The sequence below is a fragment of the Prosthecobacter sp. GW821-HT29F12 genome, assembly GCF_058803405.1.
The window spans coordinates 2,681,532-2,695,602 of record NZ_CM179517.1 but is presented as its reverse complement, the minus strand read 5'-3'; the positions used below and the strand labels follow the sequence as shown (position 1 = coordinate 2,695,602).

Genomic DNA, 14,071 nt, shown 5'->3' with positions numbered 1-14,071 from the left:
GTTTTGAAAGCATGAGGCATGTCATCACAGGGCTGCTGGTCTTCGTGTTTGGCTGTGCGGTCCTGCATGCCGAAATCTTGACCGTACCCGTGGTGGGTCAGGGCTGGCAGATTAAGTTTGAGGGCCCTGTGCTTGCCGTGGAAAGCCAGGAGTACAAGGCCGATGGGCTGACCTACCGGGGCAATGCGGGACGGTTCAATGTCTCAGCTTTTGTGGGAGAACCGGTCAGAAAAGGCGGCGACAGCAAAGCCTGCCGCGATCACTTCTGGAAGCTGGCCAGCCAGAACCCGATGATTCAGCAGGACAGCGTCAAGCAATGGAGCACGCCCATGTGCGAATGCGTGGAGTCTATAACCAAGGATGAGAGCCTGGGAGAGGAATCGACTCAGGCCCATATCAACTGCTACTTCGAACTGCTGGGCAAATGGGTGGATGTGCACGCGTCGGTCATCTCACCGACGAACGACGACAGGCAGATGCTGAAGAAACTGGGGGAATCTCTCTTTTACTGCACCTTTTCCAGGTTCAAGGGGCCGGGGCAGCAGTTTGATCTGGGCAGCATGGGCCGGGTGCAGATTGATGTGCCTTCGACATGGCGTGCCGGGAACCACTGTGTGACCCAAGGCATCGGAACCGGGGAGCAGCATACACTGTCGCTTTTTTCCATCGCTGACCCCCATAAGAGCTGGCAGATGACCTTTTTCAACAGTTCAGTACGCTACAAGACCCTGAACGACATCCAGCAAACGGCCCAGCGGTTTGTCCCAGCCGGTTCGGTGGAAGGGGAGGGGCAGATGCAGGAAATCAAGCTCAAGCAGGGTGTCGGGTGCCACGCTGAATACACGGACACTTCCCCCGCTGACGATCCCGCTGAAGCAGGGAAATCCAAAGCCGTCTCAACGGCCTTCGTCGCTCCCGTGCCGGATGTTCTCGTCACGATCAGCATCCTTGCCAATGACTCGAAAGACCCTGATTTCCTGGCGGCGATTCAGGCGCTGGGAACGATTGAGTGGGAGCAGGCGAAGGCTCCGAAGGGCCAAGAGTGAACAGGCGAGATGGCTGGGCGGCATGGGGTTGGCATGTCTGTTCACATCCATTTCACACAACGAGCCTTGGAAGGAATGCAATTAAGAGCAGACCGAGTCTGCCGAGAATCTTCATGTCTTGGCCCAGACCATTGTGAGCAGCCAGCAGACAGAGCCAATCCCGGCAGCTATCAGCGGGGATCTGCTGCGCAGCATCAAAGCCGGGTGGCATGGAAGCATGTAACATCTGGAGTCACCCAAACCGCACGCAATAAACGGGAGGCAGATCCGCGCTGAGGCGGTCCCATGAGTCGCCGCCGTTTTCGCTGATCCAGACGGAGCCGGTGGTGCTGCCGAAGGCGAGGGTGCGGCCATTGCCGGTGACATCGAGGCAGTGGCGATAGACCAGATGATACGCATGCTCCTGCGGCAGGCCGTGGCGCAGCGGTTCAAAGGTCTGGCCGCCGTCGCGAGTGCGCATCACACAGAGGGCACCGTCGCAGGCCACGCGTAATTCGTCTTTGATGCCGGGAACAAACCAAGCGGTTTGCGGATCCTGCGGATGCATGGCCACGGCGAAGCCGAAATTGGAGGGGTTGGCATTCAAGATCTCGCGCCAGTTTTTGCCGCCATCCGTGGAGTGGAAGATGCCGTTGTGATGCTGCATCCAGATCGTGTCAGGATCCGCAGCGCTCCAGGCGATGCGGTGCGGATCTTGAATGCCGGGGTCATAGACCAGTTCTGGCGGTACGTATTCCGCACGAATGCCGGTGCCGATGTTGGTCCAGCTTGAACCGTTGTCGGTGGACTCCCACACGCCGCCGCAGGAGACGGCGATGAGCAGGCGGTGGCGGTTGCGGGGATCGACGAGGATGGTGTGAATTCCCGGCCACTCCGCACCGCCGCCCATCCATTTGGCACGTCCGGGATCATTCCACAGGCTTTCGACGAGATGCCATGAGGAGCCGCCATCGAGTGAGTGAAACAGACCGCCGGGCAGCGTGCCGCACCAGAGTTCACCTGGTGCGGCTCCGGCTTCCAGCGCCCAGACTTTTTTAAGGTCCCATGGGATGGGCTGCTGGCTGACGAAATTGACCACGTCTGGCGTGTCCTCCGGTTTGGGTGGGAAGGCCGGACAGGTGCGTTCCTCCCAGCTCGCTCCTGCATCGTGAGAAGCATGAAACTTGGTGCCGAAATGTCCGTGCTCCACTGCGGCGTAGAGCGTTCCATCCCGTGCATCCGGCAGAAGCATGGGCACCTGCACGCCGAGAAACGAATTGTGGGTGATGCGCCAGCCGGAGGCGCTGCGTTCTGCTTCGATGAGTCCTTTGCGGGTGCCGAGGTAGAGTTTCGTGCTCATGTTTTTCATCCTCCTGAGAGTGCCTGCATCACAAAGATTTCCGAGTCCGGCCGCACAGTATCCGCCTGCTTCTGCCGGTCTGTGATGGCGGTGCCATCAACAAACACGACCACATGCTGTCTCACGGCTCCTTGGTCATCCAGCACGTAGCTGCGCAGCGTGGGATGCCGGTTGAACACGGCGTGCAATGCCTCACGAACCGTGATTCCTTCCACCTTGCTTGCAGGTGCTGCGGTCTGACTCGCGAGATTGGCGGTGAATTGGACCGTGGGCATGGCGCGTGTTACTCTGGCAAATCTTCTCCTTGTGTCTCCGGCAGACAAGTGAGGAAAATCAGGCCGAGGAGAAAAAAGCCGCCGAGACAGGTGATGGCGGTGCGCAGGTCCATCGTGGATTTCATCCAGGCGCTGAGCCAGATGAGCACGGGCGCAGCGAGCAGGCGGCCCGTATTGAAACAGAAGCCGGAACCCGTGGCGCGCAGATGGGTGGGAAACAGCGCCGGGAAAAACGCTGCGTAGCCCGCATGGATGCCTTGGGCAAAGAAACCGAACACCGGTAGCAGCAGGAGCAGAAGCGTGTAGCTGCCGACGTAGGATGGGAGCCAGCAAACGATGGGCGTCATGGCCAGTGCGGCGAGGTGCATGATGACAAAGGTTTTCTTGCAGCCCCAGCGTGCACTTAGAGGACCAAAGGCCAGCATGCCTGCGCCTGCGCCTGCCGTTTGAATGAAGCCAAAGGCGATCTTGGATTTGCTGGCCCAAGCGGGATCTCCTGCACGCTTGAGAAAATCAGCGGCGATGTCCTGCCCTGCGACCACCACGCCCCAGAATGTGGCGAGACCGACCATGGCGAGCAGCGCGCCAAAGATGGCACGCGAGCGCCAGCGCGGTGTGCCCAGCAGTTCGCTGAAACTGCCCATGCGTTTGGGCTTGGACTGCCGCGCCTCCTTCCATGCTTCGGGCTCCTTGATGCTCAGGCGTACCCACAGCACCAGCAGGGCGGGGACGACGCCGAGCATGTAGGCGGTGCGCCACTGGGTGCCGACCCACAGGCCGGCGGCGGCGGCGAGCCACAGGCCTGCCACACTGGTGGCGTGAAAAATGCCGCCTGCGCGCTCACGTGCTTCTTTGGGGAAGACTTCGGCCACCAGCGCCGCGCCCACGGCCCACTCGCCGCCTACGCCCATCGCGACCAGAAAGCGCAATGCGCCTACTTCCCAGATCTCACCGGCAAAGGCGGTGATACCGGAGAACACCGAGTAGAACAAGATCGTCAGCGCCATCACCGGATTGCGTCCCCATTTGTCAGCCAGCGAGCTGAAGAGCAGGCCGCCAAAGGTGCCGCCGAGAAGGAAGATGCCGAGAAAGCGCTCTCCCCATACTTTGACGAGTGGATCATCTGCTTTCACATGCAGCAGTTCTGGCAGCATGTCTGCCCGCGTCAGATTGTAGATCTGTCCTTCAAAGGCATCGAAGACCCAGCCGAGTGAAGCGACGAGGAGCACCAGCCACTGGTAGCGGGTGACGGTGGAATACCATTTGGGGGACGCGGAAGACATGAGTGCGGGAATGAGTCAATCTGAAGGCTGAAGAAATGTCGAAGCTGAAATGAGGAAAAGTGTTATGGGAGGGATCTCCTGCCATGAATCTTGAACCATCACCCTGTCAGAGCTGTGGGGCGTGCTGTGCGCACTACCGCGTCTCCTTCTACTGGCAGGAGGCGGTGCAGCGTGGTCTGGAGGAAGGCATGCTGGTGCAGGTGAGTCCGTGGCAAGTTTGTTTTCGAGGAACAGAAGTGAAGCCGGTGCGCTGTGTGAACCTGGAGGGCGAGGTGGGCTCGTGTGTTTCATGTCTCATCTATGAGCAACGAACGACGCCTTGCCGAACTGTGGAGATTGGGGATGAGAAGTGTCTGCAGGCCCGGGCTGCGCATGGGATGGGGGCATTGGCATGAGGGGTGAACTCACAGCGGCATCGTCGTTCCTGGAATGGCCACGGGATACCAGCCTTCCTCGTCGGGCTTCACGGGCGGTTCGGTGGCCCAGGTGATATTGTCGGGGACGAGGGCTTCCTGTGAATTCATGGCCTGCTCCCAGGTGATGACCTGACCGGTGTAGCTGGCCATGCGGCCCATGACGCCCATCATGGTGCTATGCGCCGCGTAGTCTGCGTCGTTGCGGACTTTGCCGGTGCGGATGTTTTCAAACAGCGCATCGTGTTCAAGCTGATAAGGATCTTCCTTGTTGCGCAAACGCTTTCCACCGGGTGGCTGGCCATTGATGAGGAACTTGCCGCCGTTGGCAAGATCGGCCGCGCCTTTGGTGCCGTGGAAGTGCTCGCTGACATCGCGTGCGCATTTGCCGCCAATCTGGCAGCACTGGCTGAGGATGCGCATGCCGCTTTCGTATTCAAACTCGACGGTGTGATGGTCAAAGATGGTGCCGTTTTCCCGGGCACGGCGCACCTGACGTCCGCCCTGGCCCACGGCTTTGATGGGCATGACGCCCTTCATCACCCAGTTGGCCACGTCGAGATTGTGGCAGTGCTGCTCCAGGATGTGATCACCGCTCATCCAGGTGAAGAAGTACCAGTTACGAATCTGGTAGTGCATTTCGCTCTCCTTGGGTTCGCGCACAAAGCCCGGGCGCGAGGTGCCGTTCCAGTACACGCGGCCAAAGACGAGGTCGCCGATTTCACCGGAGTGGATGCGATTGATCATGTCGATGTAACTGGGCTGGTAGCGACGTTGAAAGCCCACGCAGACATTGAGATTCTTTTTCTTCGCCTCCTCCGAGGCGGCGAGCACGCGGCGCACGCCAGCGGCATCCACCGCGACGGGTTTCTCCATGAAGACGTGTTTGCCGGCCTTCACGGCCTGCTCAAAGAGAAAGGGGCGCGGGCCGGGAGGAGTGGTGATGAGAACGACGTCTGCGAGGGCGAAGGCCTTCGCGTAGTCCTCGAAGTTGGTGAACACCTGATCAGGTGGAACATCGACCTGGCCTTCGTGCTTCTCTTTGAGAATATCCAGCGCCGCCTGGGCCTTGCCTTCCAAAGGATCAACCACCGCCACCAGCTTGATGGTGGACCCTGCGGAGAGCGCCTGATTGCAGGCCCCGGTGCCGCGCCCGCCGCAGCCGATGAGGGCGATCTTGATGTCGTTGTCTTTTGGCGCCGCAAACGCATGGGTGGCGGCGGTCAGTGCGGTGGTGGCAAGGAAGGTGCGGCGGGTGGTCATGGCGGTTGGTGGGACGCAGCTGTGAACCGTCCAAGACCACCCAACCTTTCATCTGTCCGCTGATCAACGCTGCAGCCCTGCCCAGGCCTTGCGTTCGGACCAGAGCAGAAAAAGAGCGAGAAGGGAGATGCCGATGAGCATTGGCTGGAAGATGCCATCGCCTGCGACGAAATGATGGAAGGCGAGGATGTTCAGGATGATGGGGCCGAGGCAGAGGAGGCCGAGATTCCGTGTCTTGGGAACGAGGAGGAGAATGCCTCCAATGAGTTCAAACACCTTCACAAACTTCATGTAACCCGTGGGGCCAAAGGCAGCCATGAAGTGGAAGATGGGAGTGTCCTTCGGAAGCTCTGGCATGGGCGCGAGATTGAACAGGACCATGCAGGCGCTCATGATGAACAGAAGTCCGAGGAGGATAGATGCGACTAGGGGGGCGTATTTCATGTGTGGAGAGGGGATTGCGAACTGTACGAATCGGGAATGTTTGAGGCTGTGTTGAATTTTTAGCGGGCATTCATGGGATGAGTCCGCCCTTTCCGAGATGGGCGGCGAGTCGATCAAAGTTTTCTTCGTTGGCCGGGACGCAGATCGGTTTGAAGCGTTCGCAGATTTCGGCGGTTTCAAACTGCATGCACCAGGTCATGTGTGTGCCGGTTCCTGCATCAGCGAGGGTGATGGTCATGCGGAAGTGGGGGGAGATGTGTTCATAGACGATGCGCTCGTATGGGATGATTTCGATGAAGCGGGTGTGATTGGCATAGTCCTTGCCATCGGGGCCGTGCATGGTGAATTTCCAGTCGCCACCGGGGCGGAAGTCGAATTCATCGAAGGTGTTGGTGAAGCCCTTGGGCCCCCACCATTGAGCGAGCTGCTTGGGATCGCTGAAGGCGGTGAAGATGCGGTCGCGGCTTGCAGGGAAGATGCGGGTGCTGATGATCTCGGTGGAATGGTCTGGAAGCTGACTCATGGGAATGAATGACGATTTTACTTGGATGCAGCGGCTTGCTGGAGTGTGGCGATATCGAGCTTGATCATTTTAAGCATGGCCTGAGTGACGCGGGAGCAGAGGGCTGGATCGCTGGAGGCCATGAGGTCTGCCAGCACGGTGGGAACGATCTGCCATGAGACACCGAATTTGTCTTGCAGCCAGCCGCATTGCACGGGCTTGCCACCACCGGCGGTGAGAGCGTCCCAGTAGCGATCGACTTCCTCCTGGGTGTCACACGATACCACGAAGGAGATGGCCTCATTGAATTTGAAGATGGGGCCACCATTCAAGGCGGTGTAGTTCTGGCCGAAGAGTTCAAACTCCACGGTCATCACGGTGCCCACGGGCGGGCATGGCGGTCGGTCTTCGGCTGGCACCTCGGCGTAATGGGTCTTGCGCAGGATTTTGCCGTCTTGAAAGACGGAGATGTAGAAGTCCACCGCCGCTTCGGCGTTTTCATTGAACCACAGAAAAGGGCTGATTTTTTGCATGGCTTTAAGGGGTGAGGTTAAGCAGGCTTTGATTCTGCACTGGGAGCCACGGTGACCATCCAGCCCATGCCAAACTTGTCCTGCAGCATGCCGAAGCGAGAGGACCAGAAGGTCTTGCCAAGAGGCATGTTGACGGCGCCGCCTTCAGCAAGGGCATTGAATGCACGCTCTGTCTCGGCTTCGGTGGGCAAAGCGAGTGAGAGGGAGAAAGCGCGAAAGCCTTTGCTCTCTTCACCACCGCAGCCATCGGAGGCCAGGATCACGCTGCCGCCGACTTTGAAGCTGGCGTGCATGACTTTGCTTTCATAGCCGGCAGGGAGGGTGTCGGGCGGCATGGGATCGGGGCTGTCGCTGTAGCGCAGAAACATCTGCACTTCGGCACCGATAGCGGATTTGTAAAACTCGAGGGCTTCTTCGCAGCGGCCGCCGAAAAAGAGGTAGGGTTGAATGTAAGACTGGGACATAGGAGTGGTCAGGCTTTGGGTTGCATGCAATTGATCATCCAGTTGATGCCGAACTTGTCTGAGAAGGAGCCGAAGTAAGCGCCCCAGAACATGTCCTGAATGGGCATTTCGACTTTGCCGCCCGCTGAGAGAGCGGTGAAGAGACGGTCCGCTTCTTCGCGGGTGTCGGGTTCGAGATTGATGTGCACGTTGTTGCCGGGCGTGCACTTGAAGCCCATCGACTCGGGGGAATCGGTGCCCATGAGAACGTGTTCGCCGAGGGTTGGCAGGGCGATGTGCATGATGAGGTTCTTGTCGGACTCAGCAGCCGGCGGGCAATCCGGACTGGCGGGGATATCGGCGAAGCGGGCGATGTGACCGACGTATTCGGTTTTGAAAACCGACTTGTAGAAGGCGAAGGCTTCTTCGGTGTTGCGCGGGAAATTGAGGTAGGTGCTGACGCGGGACATGGTAGGACAGTGGGTTGAAGTGTTACTTGCTCATGAGTTCAACGAGCTGATCAAATGCCTTGCCCCAGCCGTCCATGAAGCCCATGGCGGCGTGCTTTTCGCAGGCCTCCTTTGTCCAGTGGCGGGCGCGGGCGGTGTAACGGGTTTTGCCATCGGGCAGAGTTTCCCAGGTGAGGATGGCGGTGAAGAAGAGATTGGGATTGGGCTCCCAATTTGGCAGATAGCCGTCGGTGAAGACGAGCTTTTCATTGGGCACAACTTCGAGGTAAACGCCGACATTGGGGAACTCCTGGCCTTCAGGGCTGCGCATGGTGGTTTTGCAAGTGCCGCCAGGGCGGAGGTCGATCTCGCAAGCCGTGGTTGTCCAGGGCTTGGGAGTGAACCATTGGACGACGAGCTCGGGCTGTGTCCAGCCCGCGTAGAGTTTCGCGGCGGGGACTTCGGTCTCACGCACGAGAACGAGTTCGCGTTCGGAGAGGGGGGATTCGATGGGGGAGGGGAGTGGCATGGTGAGATGGAGGTTGGATGCGAGAAACTAGATGCTGGATTTGCGAAAAGCGTAGAAGTGTCGAACGAGGCAGATGATGCAGAGAAGCAGGCAGAGGATGATGAGCGTGGCATGCAACACGGTGGCGGTGGTGACAGACATACCGATGCCAAGAACGAGGCTGAGCCATGCAGCCAGGCATAGAGGGCACTTGGGCAGGAGCGCCAGCACGATTCCGGGGATGAACCAGCCGGCGCAGTGTTTCACAGCGCGCAGCTTTTTCCCGAAGGAGCAATGACAGGCTGTGGTGCTCATGCGGCTTTGGGGGTGGCGCTGCAGCCGCAACATTCTTTGTCGGTGGTGCGGCCGTCGTTTTCGTAGCGGTCATGGCGCTTCACCCAGTCCATGAGATTGCCATTCACATTCTCCATGCGGCCCCTCGGTGTCTGATCGATGAACTGATACGCACCCAGCAGGGCCTCGCCGCCACGGCTGAAGGAGGAGTAGGTGTGGTAGATCTGTCCTTCCGCGTCCTTGTAGAAGACGCTGAAGCCGGGCAGTTCTTCGCAATCAGGGCTGTAGTCCTGGGTGGTGAAATTGTAGGTGATCTTGCCGTCCTTCACACTCTCCGGTGGGAAGGAGACGTGGAAGTCCTGATTGAAGTCGGTGTGCGCAGCGGAGACCCAGCGAAACTTCCAGTCCATGCGTTTGCGGTAGGCCTCCAGTTTGTCGATGGGACCGCGTGACACGGCCACGAAGGAGAGATCGTGGTGTTCAAAGTGCTGGCGCGCGCCATCCACGTGATCACACAGGAAGGAGCAGCCGGTGCAGCCCTCTTCCCAAGCGGGGCCAAACATGAAGTGGTAGAGGAAGAGCTGGCTGCGGCCATCGAAGAGATCGGCCAGCGTTGCCTGGCCGGTGGGAGTGTCGAAGACGTAGGGCTTGGTGATTTTCACCCAGGGCAGTTCGCGGCGCAGGCGTGCCACCTCGTCGCTGGCTTCCATCTGGGCTTTTTCCCTGGCCAGCAGAGCACGGCGTGCCGTCAGCCATTCTTCGGGAGAAACAATGGGGTGGTCTTTCATGGTATGATGGTTTGATTGAGTTCAGTACGGAAGGTGGAGGAGTCTTCGCTGGACTCCGGGCCGGAGAGGTAGCGTTCCCAAAGATTGGGCCCCAGCTTGTGGCCCTGGGATTCGACAATGTCCTGAAAATCTCCCCAGGCCTGGCCCAGTCCTTCATACGGTCCGGTGTAAACGGTACGCACGATGGTGGTGCCGGGGATTACTCCGGGCTTTACCCGGCCCACTGGCTGCACTGCGCCGGACACGGGGACACCGACTTCGAAATTGAAGATGCCGGGAGTCATTCCGAAGTGATGCGCAAAGACGGGGCCTTTGGGCCCGATGTTTTGGGCCTGTGCGGCGGCAATGACTTCGTGGATGGCCGGGCCCATCACTTCCTGAATTTGATCACGCGGCACGGTGATGTGGATCACGGCGGCGGGCTGTGCCTCAGTGAGGATAGGGGCTGTGGGCTGGTCGAGCATGGTGGTTTCTTGTGAGAAGTTTGCGGGTCAAGCTTTTGGGGTGGCTTCCACGACCTTCTTCAAATTGGCGAGGCCTTCGAGAAACTGGTCGCCGCACATTTTTTCGCAGTCCATGAACATGCCCATGATCTTGCCGATGAAGGGTTTCTTGCTCTGCATGGCCCATGTGATCTTGGTGCCGGTGCCTTCCGGGGTGAAGGTGAACTGCACATCACTGGTGCCGGCAAAGGGACGCACGAACTCCAGCTTCATGCTGACCTTCTCGTTGGGGTTGCTCTCGATGAGCTTGGTGCTGCCTTCGCCGACTTCGTTGTTGCCGGACCACTTGTAGATGGCACCGACGCCTTCAGGCGGGCCTTCGAGGCTCTTCTTCATGTTGGGATCAATCTTTGCCCATGGCGACCACGAGTCCCACTGGCGAAAGTCGTTCACGACTTTGAAGACCACCTCAGGGCTGGCGGTAGTGGTGGCGGAACGGGTGACATTCATGTCATCGGACTGGAAAGAGGCGATGACGCAGATGACGGCGATGATGAGGACGAGGCCGAGGAGAATTTTTTTGATCATGGTGTGCGCGTTGTGTGTTGGAATTTGAAAGTGGATTACTTGGCGGCTTCCTCGGAGGATGAGCATTTTCCGAGCATGGCATCCCAGCGCTTTTGCATTTCTTCGGGAGATACTTTTTCGATCTCGTGCTGGAGCATCCATTCATGGCCGAAGGGATCGCGCACGGAACCGCTGCGAAAGCCGTAGAATTGATCGCTGGCTGGCATGAGCGGAGTGGCACCAGCAGAGACGGCTTTCGCAATGGCGGCATCAGCGTTTTCAACCATGAGGCAGAATTTCACCGGGGTGCCGCCGAGTGTTTGAGGGGACTTGTTCCAGGCGGGATTTTCATCCGAGAGCATGAGCAGGCTGCCTTGCAGATCGAGCTCGGCATGGCCGATCTTGCCGGACGAGGCATCGGCGAGACGGAAGCGTTCGGTAGCACCAAAGGCTGCGTGATAAAAAGCGATGGCCTCTTCGGCATTGTGCACGGTGATGTAGGGGCTGAAGGATGGGTAGGCGAGTGTGCTCATGGTGGGTGGTTGGTTGGAGTTGGTGTGTGTTTTGATCAGGACTGGGAGGAGGATTTGACTTCGGCCATGGGGCGGCAGAGATCGGCGATGGGACGGACTTCAATGGTGGCCCCGTATTGGAGGATGGGGCATTCCTGGGCGATGCGGACGGCTTCATCCATGCTGCCCACCGCGATGCGAAAGTACCCGGCGATGGCTTCTTTTGACTCGGCAAAGACGCCGTCGGTCACGGTCGCTCCCTTGGGTCCGGAGACCAGCTTTCCCTCTTCCATCAAGGGCTGTGCGCCGCGATGGATGCCGGTTTTGCCGAGGCGATCAACCCAGGCGTAAAAGTCAGTCATGACGTGCTGGAGTTCAGAGGGAGACATGCCGTGGTTCCAGTGAGTGCCTCGAATGAGCAGCAGGTATTCGTCAGTGGGGTTTTGGGGATTCATGCGGGCGGGGTTTCGTTGGTGATGTCGGAGGCGGTACAGAGTTCAGGATCAAGGGGGCGGACTTCATAATGGAGTCCGCAGGGAAGGGTGGGGCTGTGGGAGAGCAGATCAGCGGCCTCACGCAGGCTGCCTGCGCTGACGAACCAGTAGCCACCCACGACTTCCTTGGCCTCGCCGAAGGGGCCGTCGGTGGTGACGCCCGCCTTGGAGACGTTGGCGCGGTCCGTGCCTAGGCGACTGCCGGGGCGCATACGGCCTGCCTCGATGTGGCGGTTCAGCCACGCATAAAAGTCGGTGATGGCGGTGTCGATTTGCTCCTTGGACTTGTCTTTGTCCCAATGGCCGCGCGAGATCACGAGATAGTCATGGAGGGAAGTTTCAGGGCTCATAGGGAGGGGCGGACGTGGAGCGTTTAGGAATGAATTGTCGGGGTTTCAAAAGGACGACGAACGGGCCAGACGAAAAAGGACATCGAAACAAAATTATTTTTGAGTGGGGTTATTTTCTGACTACAGCGGTTTCACATGCGGCCAGCTGCCGCTCCAAAAAGCTGCGTTCGGAGGTCAGTGCCGCGAGGGCCAGTGCCTTGCGGTAGTGAGCGGCGGCGGCCTCTGCCTGGCCGAGTTCGGCGGCGAATGCACCGCGTGCTGCGTGCAGGGAGAGGTAGGTATCAAGTCCCTGTACGGCTGCAAGTGCCTCCAGCCCGCTCTGCGCACCATGCACACGCCCCACGGCGATTGCGCGATTCAAGGCCACCACTGGCGAGGGCGTAAGCAGCACGAGCTGATCATACAGCATGAGAATGCGTGCCCAGTCGGTGGTTCCATGATCGGTGGCCGTGCTATGGCATGCGGCGATGCCTGCCTCTAGGTGATATTCCGTGAGGGTGTCCCCACGTGCGGAGAGCTGCAGGTGCTGAAGCCCGCGCTGGATGAAAGACTGATTCCAGAGGCTGCGGTCCTGTTCATGCAGGCGCAGAATTCCGCCGGTATCATCGGTGCGTGCCGGCAGGCGAGCGGCACTCAGGAGCATGAGGGCCAGCAGAGCGTGGCACTGCGGCAGGCCGGTGTGCTGATGGGTGGCCAGCAGCTCGGTAAGACGGATCGCCTCATGGCAGAGATCGGAGCGTACCAAGTGCTCGCCACTGCTGGCCTTGTAGCCTTCGTTGAAGAGCAGATAGAGGGAGGTCAGCACGGCATCAAGGCGCTGCGGCAGTTCATGCGCCGCAGGCAGTTCAAAGGGCAGCGCCAGCTCGCGGATGCGCTGGCGTGCGCGTACGAGCCGTTTCGAGATGGCGGCCTCACTGGTGACGAACGCCGCCGCGATCTCCGCCGGACTGAGACCGCAGAGAGTCCGCAGTGCGAGGGCGATCTGCGCCTCGGCGGACAGCTGCGGGTGGCAGCAGACAAACATCAGCCGCAGGGTGTCATCTCGCAGGTTGGCATCATCCGGTGCTGCTTCCAGCGGCACGGCCATCCAGCGTGCCTGCTCTGCCGAGATGCCCTCCTCACGTTCGTTCCAGCGCTGTTCGCGGCGCAGTTGATCCAGCGCCAGATGGCGGGCGGTCTGAGTCAGCCATGCGGCGGGATTGTCCGGCACACCGCGATAGGGCCACGTCTGTAGTGCGCGCACGAGGGCCTCCTGCACCACATCTTCGATCCACTGCAGCCGCTGCGCGCCGAACTGACCAGCCAGTGTCGCGACGAGGCGCGCGGACTCATGCCGGAAGAAATGCTCCGTGGCAAACTGAGCACTAGCAGTCGTGCTGGAGGGTGCGTCAGACATCGCAGATTCGATTATGCAGAGTCGCCACGTGGAGTTCCATTGGCCTGAAACAGACCGTCCACATAGTCGCGGGCGAGTTTGAGATTGTGACGAATCAGTTCCTGAGAGCGGCAAGTTTTGCCGATGAGCATGGAACCTTGCCAGAGGCTGTTGAGGAACCACGCTACTTGAATGGGATCAAATTTGGTCTTTGGCTTGTGCAGTTTCTTGGCGGCGGTGAGGAGCTTGGCGATGTTTTCGGTCCAGAGTTTCAGTTCCTTCTCGCATGCTGCCTGAAACGCCGGGTTTGTGGCGGACATCTCCTGGGACATCATGCCCACCATGCAGACGACGGCATCATCATTGCGCCGCGTGAAGCCGACCATGATGTCAAACATGCGGTGCAGTTGTTCCAGGGGATCGAGTGAGGCGTCCTGCCAAGATTCGGCATAGAGGGCGGTGCCCATGCGGCCCCACCATTCGATGGCTGCGATGCCGAGGGCTTCTTTGTTTTCGAAGTGGTGGAAAAAGCCGCCCTTCGTCATGCCCGCCTCTTTGCAGATCTGATCGACCGAAGTGGCGGAGAAGCCCTGCTGCAGCATAAGGCGCACGGTGGCGTCGATCAGCCGCTGACGAGTGGCGGCAGGATCGCGTTCGCGCTTGGTGCTGGTTGCTTTCTTTGACATACAAACCGGTCGGTATGTAAAAATGCGATGACGAAAGGCAAACTTTTTTGCTGCTTTTTGCCAG

The 14,071-nt window shown here is 59.3% G+C and carries 21 protein-coding genes; 2 read left to right on the top strand and 19 right to left on the bottom strand.

Annotated elements, in window-relative coordinates:
- The first annotated feature begins 11 nt into the window (after positions 1 to 11).
- Complete coding sequence (locus tag AC3RLQ_RS11165) at positions 12 to 1,046, top strand: hypothetical protein (RefSeq protein WP_493037057.1); 1,035 nt, start codon at positions 12 to 14, stop codon at positions 1,044 to 1,046.
- 232 nt (positions 1,047 to 1,278) lie between these two features.
- Here AC3RLQ_RS11165 and AC3RLQ_RS11160 read toward each other — a convergent pair whose 3' ends face one another.
- The 3 genes from AC3RLQ_RS11160 to AC3RLQ_RS11150 are packed head-to-tail and all read right to left on the bottom strand — an operon-like array spanning position 1,279 to position 3,943.
- Positions 1,279 to 2,385, bottom strand: a complete 1,107-nt coding sequence (locus AC3RLQ_RS11160; RefSeq protein WP_493037055.1) for a WD40/YVTN/BNR-like repeat-containing protein — start codon at positions 2,383 to 2,385, stop codon at positions 1,279 to 1,281.
- 5 nt (positions 2,386 to 2,390) lie between these two features.
- The gene (locus AC3RLQ_RS11155) at positions 2,391 to 2,660 is read right to left on the bottom strand and encodes a MoaD/ThiS family protein (RefSeq protein ID WP_493037053.1); all 270 of its coding nucleotides are present in this window, start codon (positions 2,658 to 2,660) and stop codon (positions 2,391 to 2,393) included.
- Between the two features lie 8 nt (positions 2,661 to 2,668).
- Complete coding sequence (locus AC3RLQ_RS11150; RefSeq protein ID WP_493037051.1) at positions 2,669 to 3,943, bottom strand: MFS transporter; 1,275 nt, start codon at positions 3,941 to 3,943, stop codon at positions 2,669 to 2,671.
- A gap of 83 nt (positions 3,944 to 4,026) precedes the next feature.
- Here AC3RLQ_RS11150 and AC3RLQ_RS11145 point away from each other — a divergent pair, with 83 nt between their 5' ends.
- Positions 4,027 to 4,338 carry a YkgJ family cysteine cluster protein gene (locus tag AC3RLQ_RS11145; protein ID WP_493037049.1) on the top strand — a complete coding sequence of 104 codons (312 nt, stop codon included), beginning with the start codon at positions 4,027 to 4,029 and terminating at the stop codon, positions 4,336 to 4,338.
- A gap of 9 nt (positions 4,339 to 4,347) precedes the next feature.
- Here AC3RLQ_RS11145 and AC3RLQ_RS11140 read toward each other — a convergent pair whose 3' ends face one another.
- The 16 genes from AC3RLQ_RS11140 to AC3RLQ_RS11065 form a co-directional block, all read right to left on the bottom strand.
- The gene (locus AC3RLQ_RS11140) at positions 4,348 to 5,619 is read right to left on the bottom strand and encodes a Gfo/Idh/MocA family protein (protein ID WP_493037047.1); all 1,272 of its coding nucleotides are present in this window, start codon (positions 5,617 to 5,619) and stop codon (positions 4,348 to 4,350) included.
- A 63-nt stretch (positions 5,620 to 5,682) separates the two neighbouring features.
- Positions 5,683 to 6,063, bottom strand: coding sequence for a hypothetical protein (locus AC3RLQ_RS11135; RefSeq protein ID WP_493037045.1), 381 nt, complete (start codon positions 6,061 to 6,063; stop codon positions 5,683 to 5,685).
- 70 nt (positions 6,064 to 6,133) lie between these two features.
- Positions 6,134 to 6,586: an SRPBCC family protein gene (locus AC3RLQ_RS11130; RefSeq protein WP_493037043.1), complete on the bottom strand. Its 453-nt coding sequence runs from the start codon at positions 6,584 to 6,586 to the stop codon at positions 6,134 to 6,136.
- A 17-nt stretch (positions 6,587 to 6,603) separates the two neighbouring features.
- Complete coding sequence (locus AC3RLQ_RS11125) at positions 6,604 to 7,098, bottom strand: VOC family protein (protein ID WP_493037041.1); 495 nt, start codon at positions 7,096 to 7,098, stop codon at positions 6,604 to 6,606.
- A 17-nt stretch (positions 7,099 to 7,115) separates the two neighbouring features.
- Positions 7,116 to 7,562, bottom strand: coding sequence for a VOC family protein (locus AC3RLQ_RS11120; protein ID WP_493037039.1), 447 nt, complete (start codon positions 7,560 to 7,562; stop codon positions 7,116 to 7,118).
- An 8-nt stretch (positions 7,563 to 7,570) separates the two neighbouring features.
- Positions 7,571 to 8,011: a VOC family protein gene (locus AC3RLQ_RS11115; protein ID WP_493037037.1), complete on the bottom strand. Its 441-nt coding sequence runs from the start codon at positions 8,009 to 8,011 to the stop codon at positions 7,571 to 7,573.
- A 22-nt stretch (positions 8,012 to 8,033) separates the two neighbouring features.
- Positions 8,034 to 8,519 (bottom strand): SRPBCC family protein, encoded by a 486-nt coding sequence (locus AC3RLQ_RS11110; protein WP_493037035.1) that lies wholly within the window; start codon positions 8,517 to 8,519, stop codon positions 8,034 to 8,036.
- Positions 8,520 to 8,546: 27 nt separating this feature from the next.
- A complete protein-coding gene (locus tag AC3RLQ_RS11105; RefSeq protein ID WP_493037033.1) occupies positions 8,547 to 8,813 on the bottom strand; it encodes a hypothetical protein in 267 nt (88 codons plus the stop codon).
- Positions 8,810 to 9,580 (bottom strand): DUF899 domain-containing protein, encoded by a 771-nt coding sequence (locus tag AC3RLQ_RS11100; RefSeq protein ID WP_493037031.1) that lies wholly within the window; start codon positions 9,578 to 9,580, stop codon positions 8,810 to 8,812. The genes AC3RLQ_RS11105 and AC3RLQ_RS11100 overlap by 4 nt, the downstream gene beginning before the upstream one ends.
- Positions 9,577 to 10,044, bottom strand: a complete 468-nt coding sequence (locus AC3RLQ_RS11095; RefSeq protein ID WP_493037029.1) for a GyrI-like domain-containing protein — start codon at positions 10,042 to 10,044, stop codon at positions 9,577 to 9,579. Before AC3RLQ_RS11095 ends, AC3RLQ_RS11100 begins: the two co-directional genes overlap by 4 nt.
- A 27-nt stretch (positions 10,045 to 10,071) precedes the next feature.
- Entirely contained in the window at positions 10,072 to 10,611 is a 540-nt protein-coding gene (locus AC3RLQ_RS11090) for an SRPBCC family protein (protein WP_493037027.1), read from the bottom strand.
- Positions 10,612 to 10,646: 35 nt separating this feature from the next.
- Complete coding sequence (locus AC3RLQ_RS11085) at positions 10,647 to 11,123, bottom strand: VOC family protein (protein ID WP_493037025.1); 477 nt, start codon at positions 11,121 to 11,123, stop codon at positions 10,647 to 10,649.
- A gap of 35 nt (positions 11,124 to 11,158) precedes the next feature.
- Complete coding sequence (locus AC3RLQ_RS11080; RefSeq protein ID WP_493037023.1) at positions 11,159 to 11,557, bottom strand: YciI family protein; 399 nt, start codon at positions 11,555 to 11,557, stop codon at positions 11,159 to 11,161.
- On the bottom strand, positions 11,554 to 11,946 hold the full coding sequence (locus AC3RLQ_RS11075; protein ID WP_487682871.1) for a YciI family protein: 393 nt from the start codon (positions 11,944 to 11,946) through the stop codon (positions 11,554 to 11,556). The genes AC3RLQ_RS11080 and AC3RLQ_RS11075 overlap by 4 nt, the downstream gene beginning before the upstream one ends.
- Positions 11,947 to 12,055: 109 nt before the next feature.
- Entirely contained in the window at positions 12,056 to 13,342 is a 1,287-nt protein-coding gene (locus AC3RLQ_RS11070; RefSeq protein ID WP_493037021.1) for an RNA polymerase sigma factor, read from the bottom strand.
- Between the two features lie 11 nt (positions 13,343 to 13,353).
- On the bottom strand, positions 13,354 to 14,007 hold the full coding sequence (locus AC3RLQ_RS11065; protein ID WP_493037019.1) for a TetR/AcrR family transcriptional regulator: 654 nt from the start codon (positions 14,005 to 14,007) through the stop codon (positions 13,354 to 13,356).
- Positions 14,008 to 14,071 lie beyond the last annotated feature (64 nt).

Bases quoted from the DNA above. Each gene is read 5' to 3' on its own strand.
- AC3RLQ_RS11100 (WP_493037031.1), bottom strand. From the start codon at position 9,580: ATGAAAGACCACCCCATTGTTTCTCCCGAAGAATGGCTGACGGCACGC.
- AC3RLQ_RS11080 (WP_493037023.1), bottom strand. From the start codon at position 11,557: ATGAATCCCCAAAACCCCACTGACGAATACCTGCTGCTCATTCGAGGC.
- AC3RLQ_RS11160 (WP_493037055.1), bottom strand. From the start codon at position 2,385: ATGAGCACGAAACTCTACCTCGGCACCCGCAAAGGACTCATCGAAGCA.
- AC3RLQ_RS11085 (WP_493037025.1), bottom strand. From the start codon at position 11,123: ATGAGCACACTCGCCTACCCATCCTTCAGCCCCTACATCACCGTGCAC.
- AC3RLQ_RS11090 (WP_493037027.1), bottom strand. From the start codon at position 10,611: ATGATCAAAAAAATTCTCCTCGGCCTCGTCCTCATCATCGCCGTCATC.
- AC3RLQ_RS11125 (WP_493037041.1), bottom strand. From the start codon at position 7,098: ATGCAAAAAATCAGCCCTTTTCTGTGGTTCAATGAAAACGCCGAAGCG.
- AC3RLQ_RS11140 (WP_493037047.1), bottom strand. From the start codon at position 5,619: ATGACCACCCGCCGCACCTTCCTTGCCACCACCGCACTGACCGCCGCC.
- AC3RLQ_RS11130 (WP_493037043.1), bottom strand. From the start codon at position 6,586: ATGAGTCAGCTTCCAGACCATTCCACCGAGATCATCAGCACCCGCATC.
- AC3RLQ_RS11105 (WP_493037033.1), bottom strand. From the start codon at position 8,813: ATGAGCACCACAGCCTGTCATTGCTCCTTCGGGAAAAAGCTGCGCGCT.
- AC3RLQ_RS11135 (WP_493037045.1), bottom strand. From the start codon at position 6,063: ATGAAATACGCCCCCCTAGTCGCATCTATCCTCCTCGGACTTCTGTTC.
- AC3RLQ_RS11145 (WP_493037049.1), top strand. From the start codon at position 4,027: ATGAATCTTGAACCATCACCCTGTCAGAGCTGTGGGGCGTGCTGTGCG.
- AC3RLQ_RS11165 (WP_493037057.1), top strand. From the start codon at position 12: ATGAGGCATGTCATCACAGGGCTGCTGGTCTTCGTGTTTGGCTGTGCG.
- AC3RLQ_RS11095 (WP_493037029.1), bottom strand. From the start codon at position 10,044: ATGCTCGACCAGCCCACAGCCCCTATCCTCACTGAGGCACAGCCCGCC.
- AC3RLQ_RS11120 (WP_493037039.1), bottom strand. From the start codon at position 7,562: ATGTCCCAGTCTTACATTCAACCCTACCTCTTTTTCGGCGGCCGCTGC.
- AC3RLQ_RS11070 (WP_493037021.1), bottom strand. From the start codon at position 13,342: ATGTCTGACGCACCCTCCAGCACGACTGCTAGTGCTCAGTTTGCCACG.
- AC3RLQ_RS11150 (WP_493037051.1), bottom strand. From the start codon at position 3,943: ATGTCTTCCGCGTCCCCCAAATGGTATTCCACCGTCACCCGCTACCAG.
- AC3RLQ_RS11110 (WP_493037035.1), bottom strand. From the start codon at position 8,519: ATGCCACTCCCCTCCCCCATCGAATCCCCCCTCTCCGAACGCGAACTC.
- AC3RLQ_RS11075 (WP_487682871.1), bottom strand. From the start codon at position 11,946: ATGAGCCCTGAAACTTCCCTCCATGACTATCTCGTGATCTCGCGCGGC.
- AC3RLQ_RS11115 (WP_493037037.1), bottom strand. From the start codon at position 8,011: ATGTCCCGCGTCAGCACCTACCTCAATTTCCCGCGCAACACCGAAGAA.
- AC3RLQ_RS11065 (WP_493037019.1), bottom strand. From the start codon at position 14,007: ATGTCAAAGAAAGCAACCAGCACCAAGCGCGAACGCGATCCTGCCGCC.
- AC3RLQ_RS11155 (WP_493037053.1), bottom strand. From the start codon at position 2,660: ATGCCCACGGTCCAATTCACCGCCAATCTCGCGAGTCAGACCGCAGCA.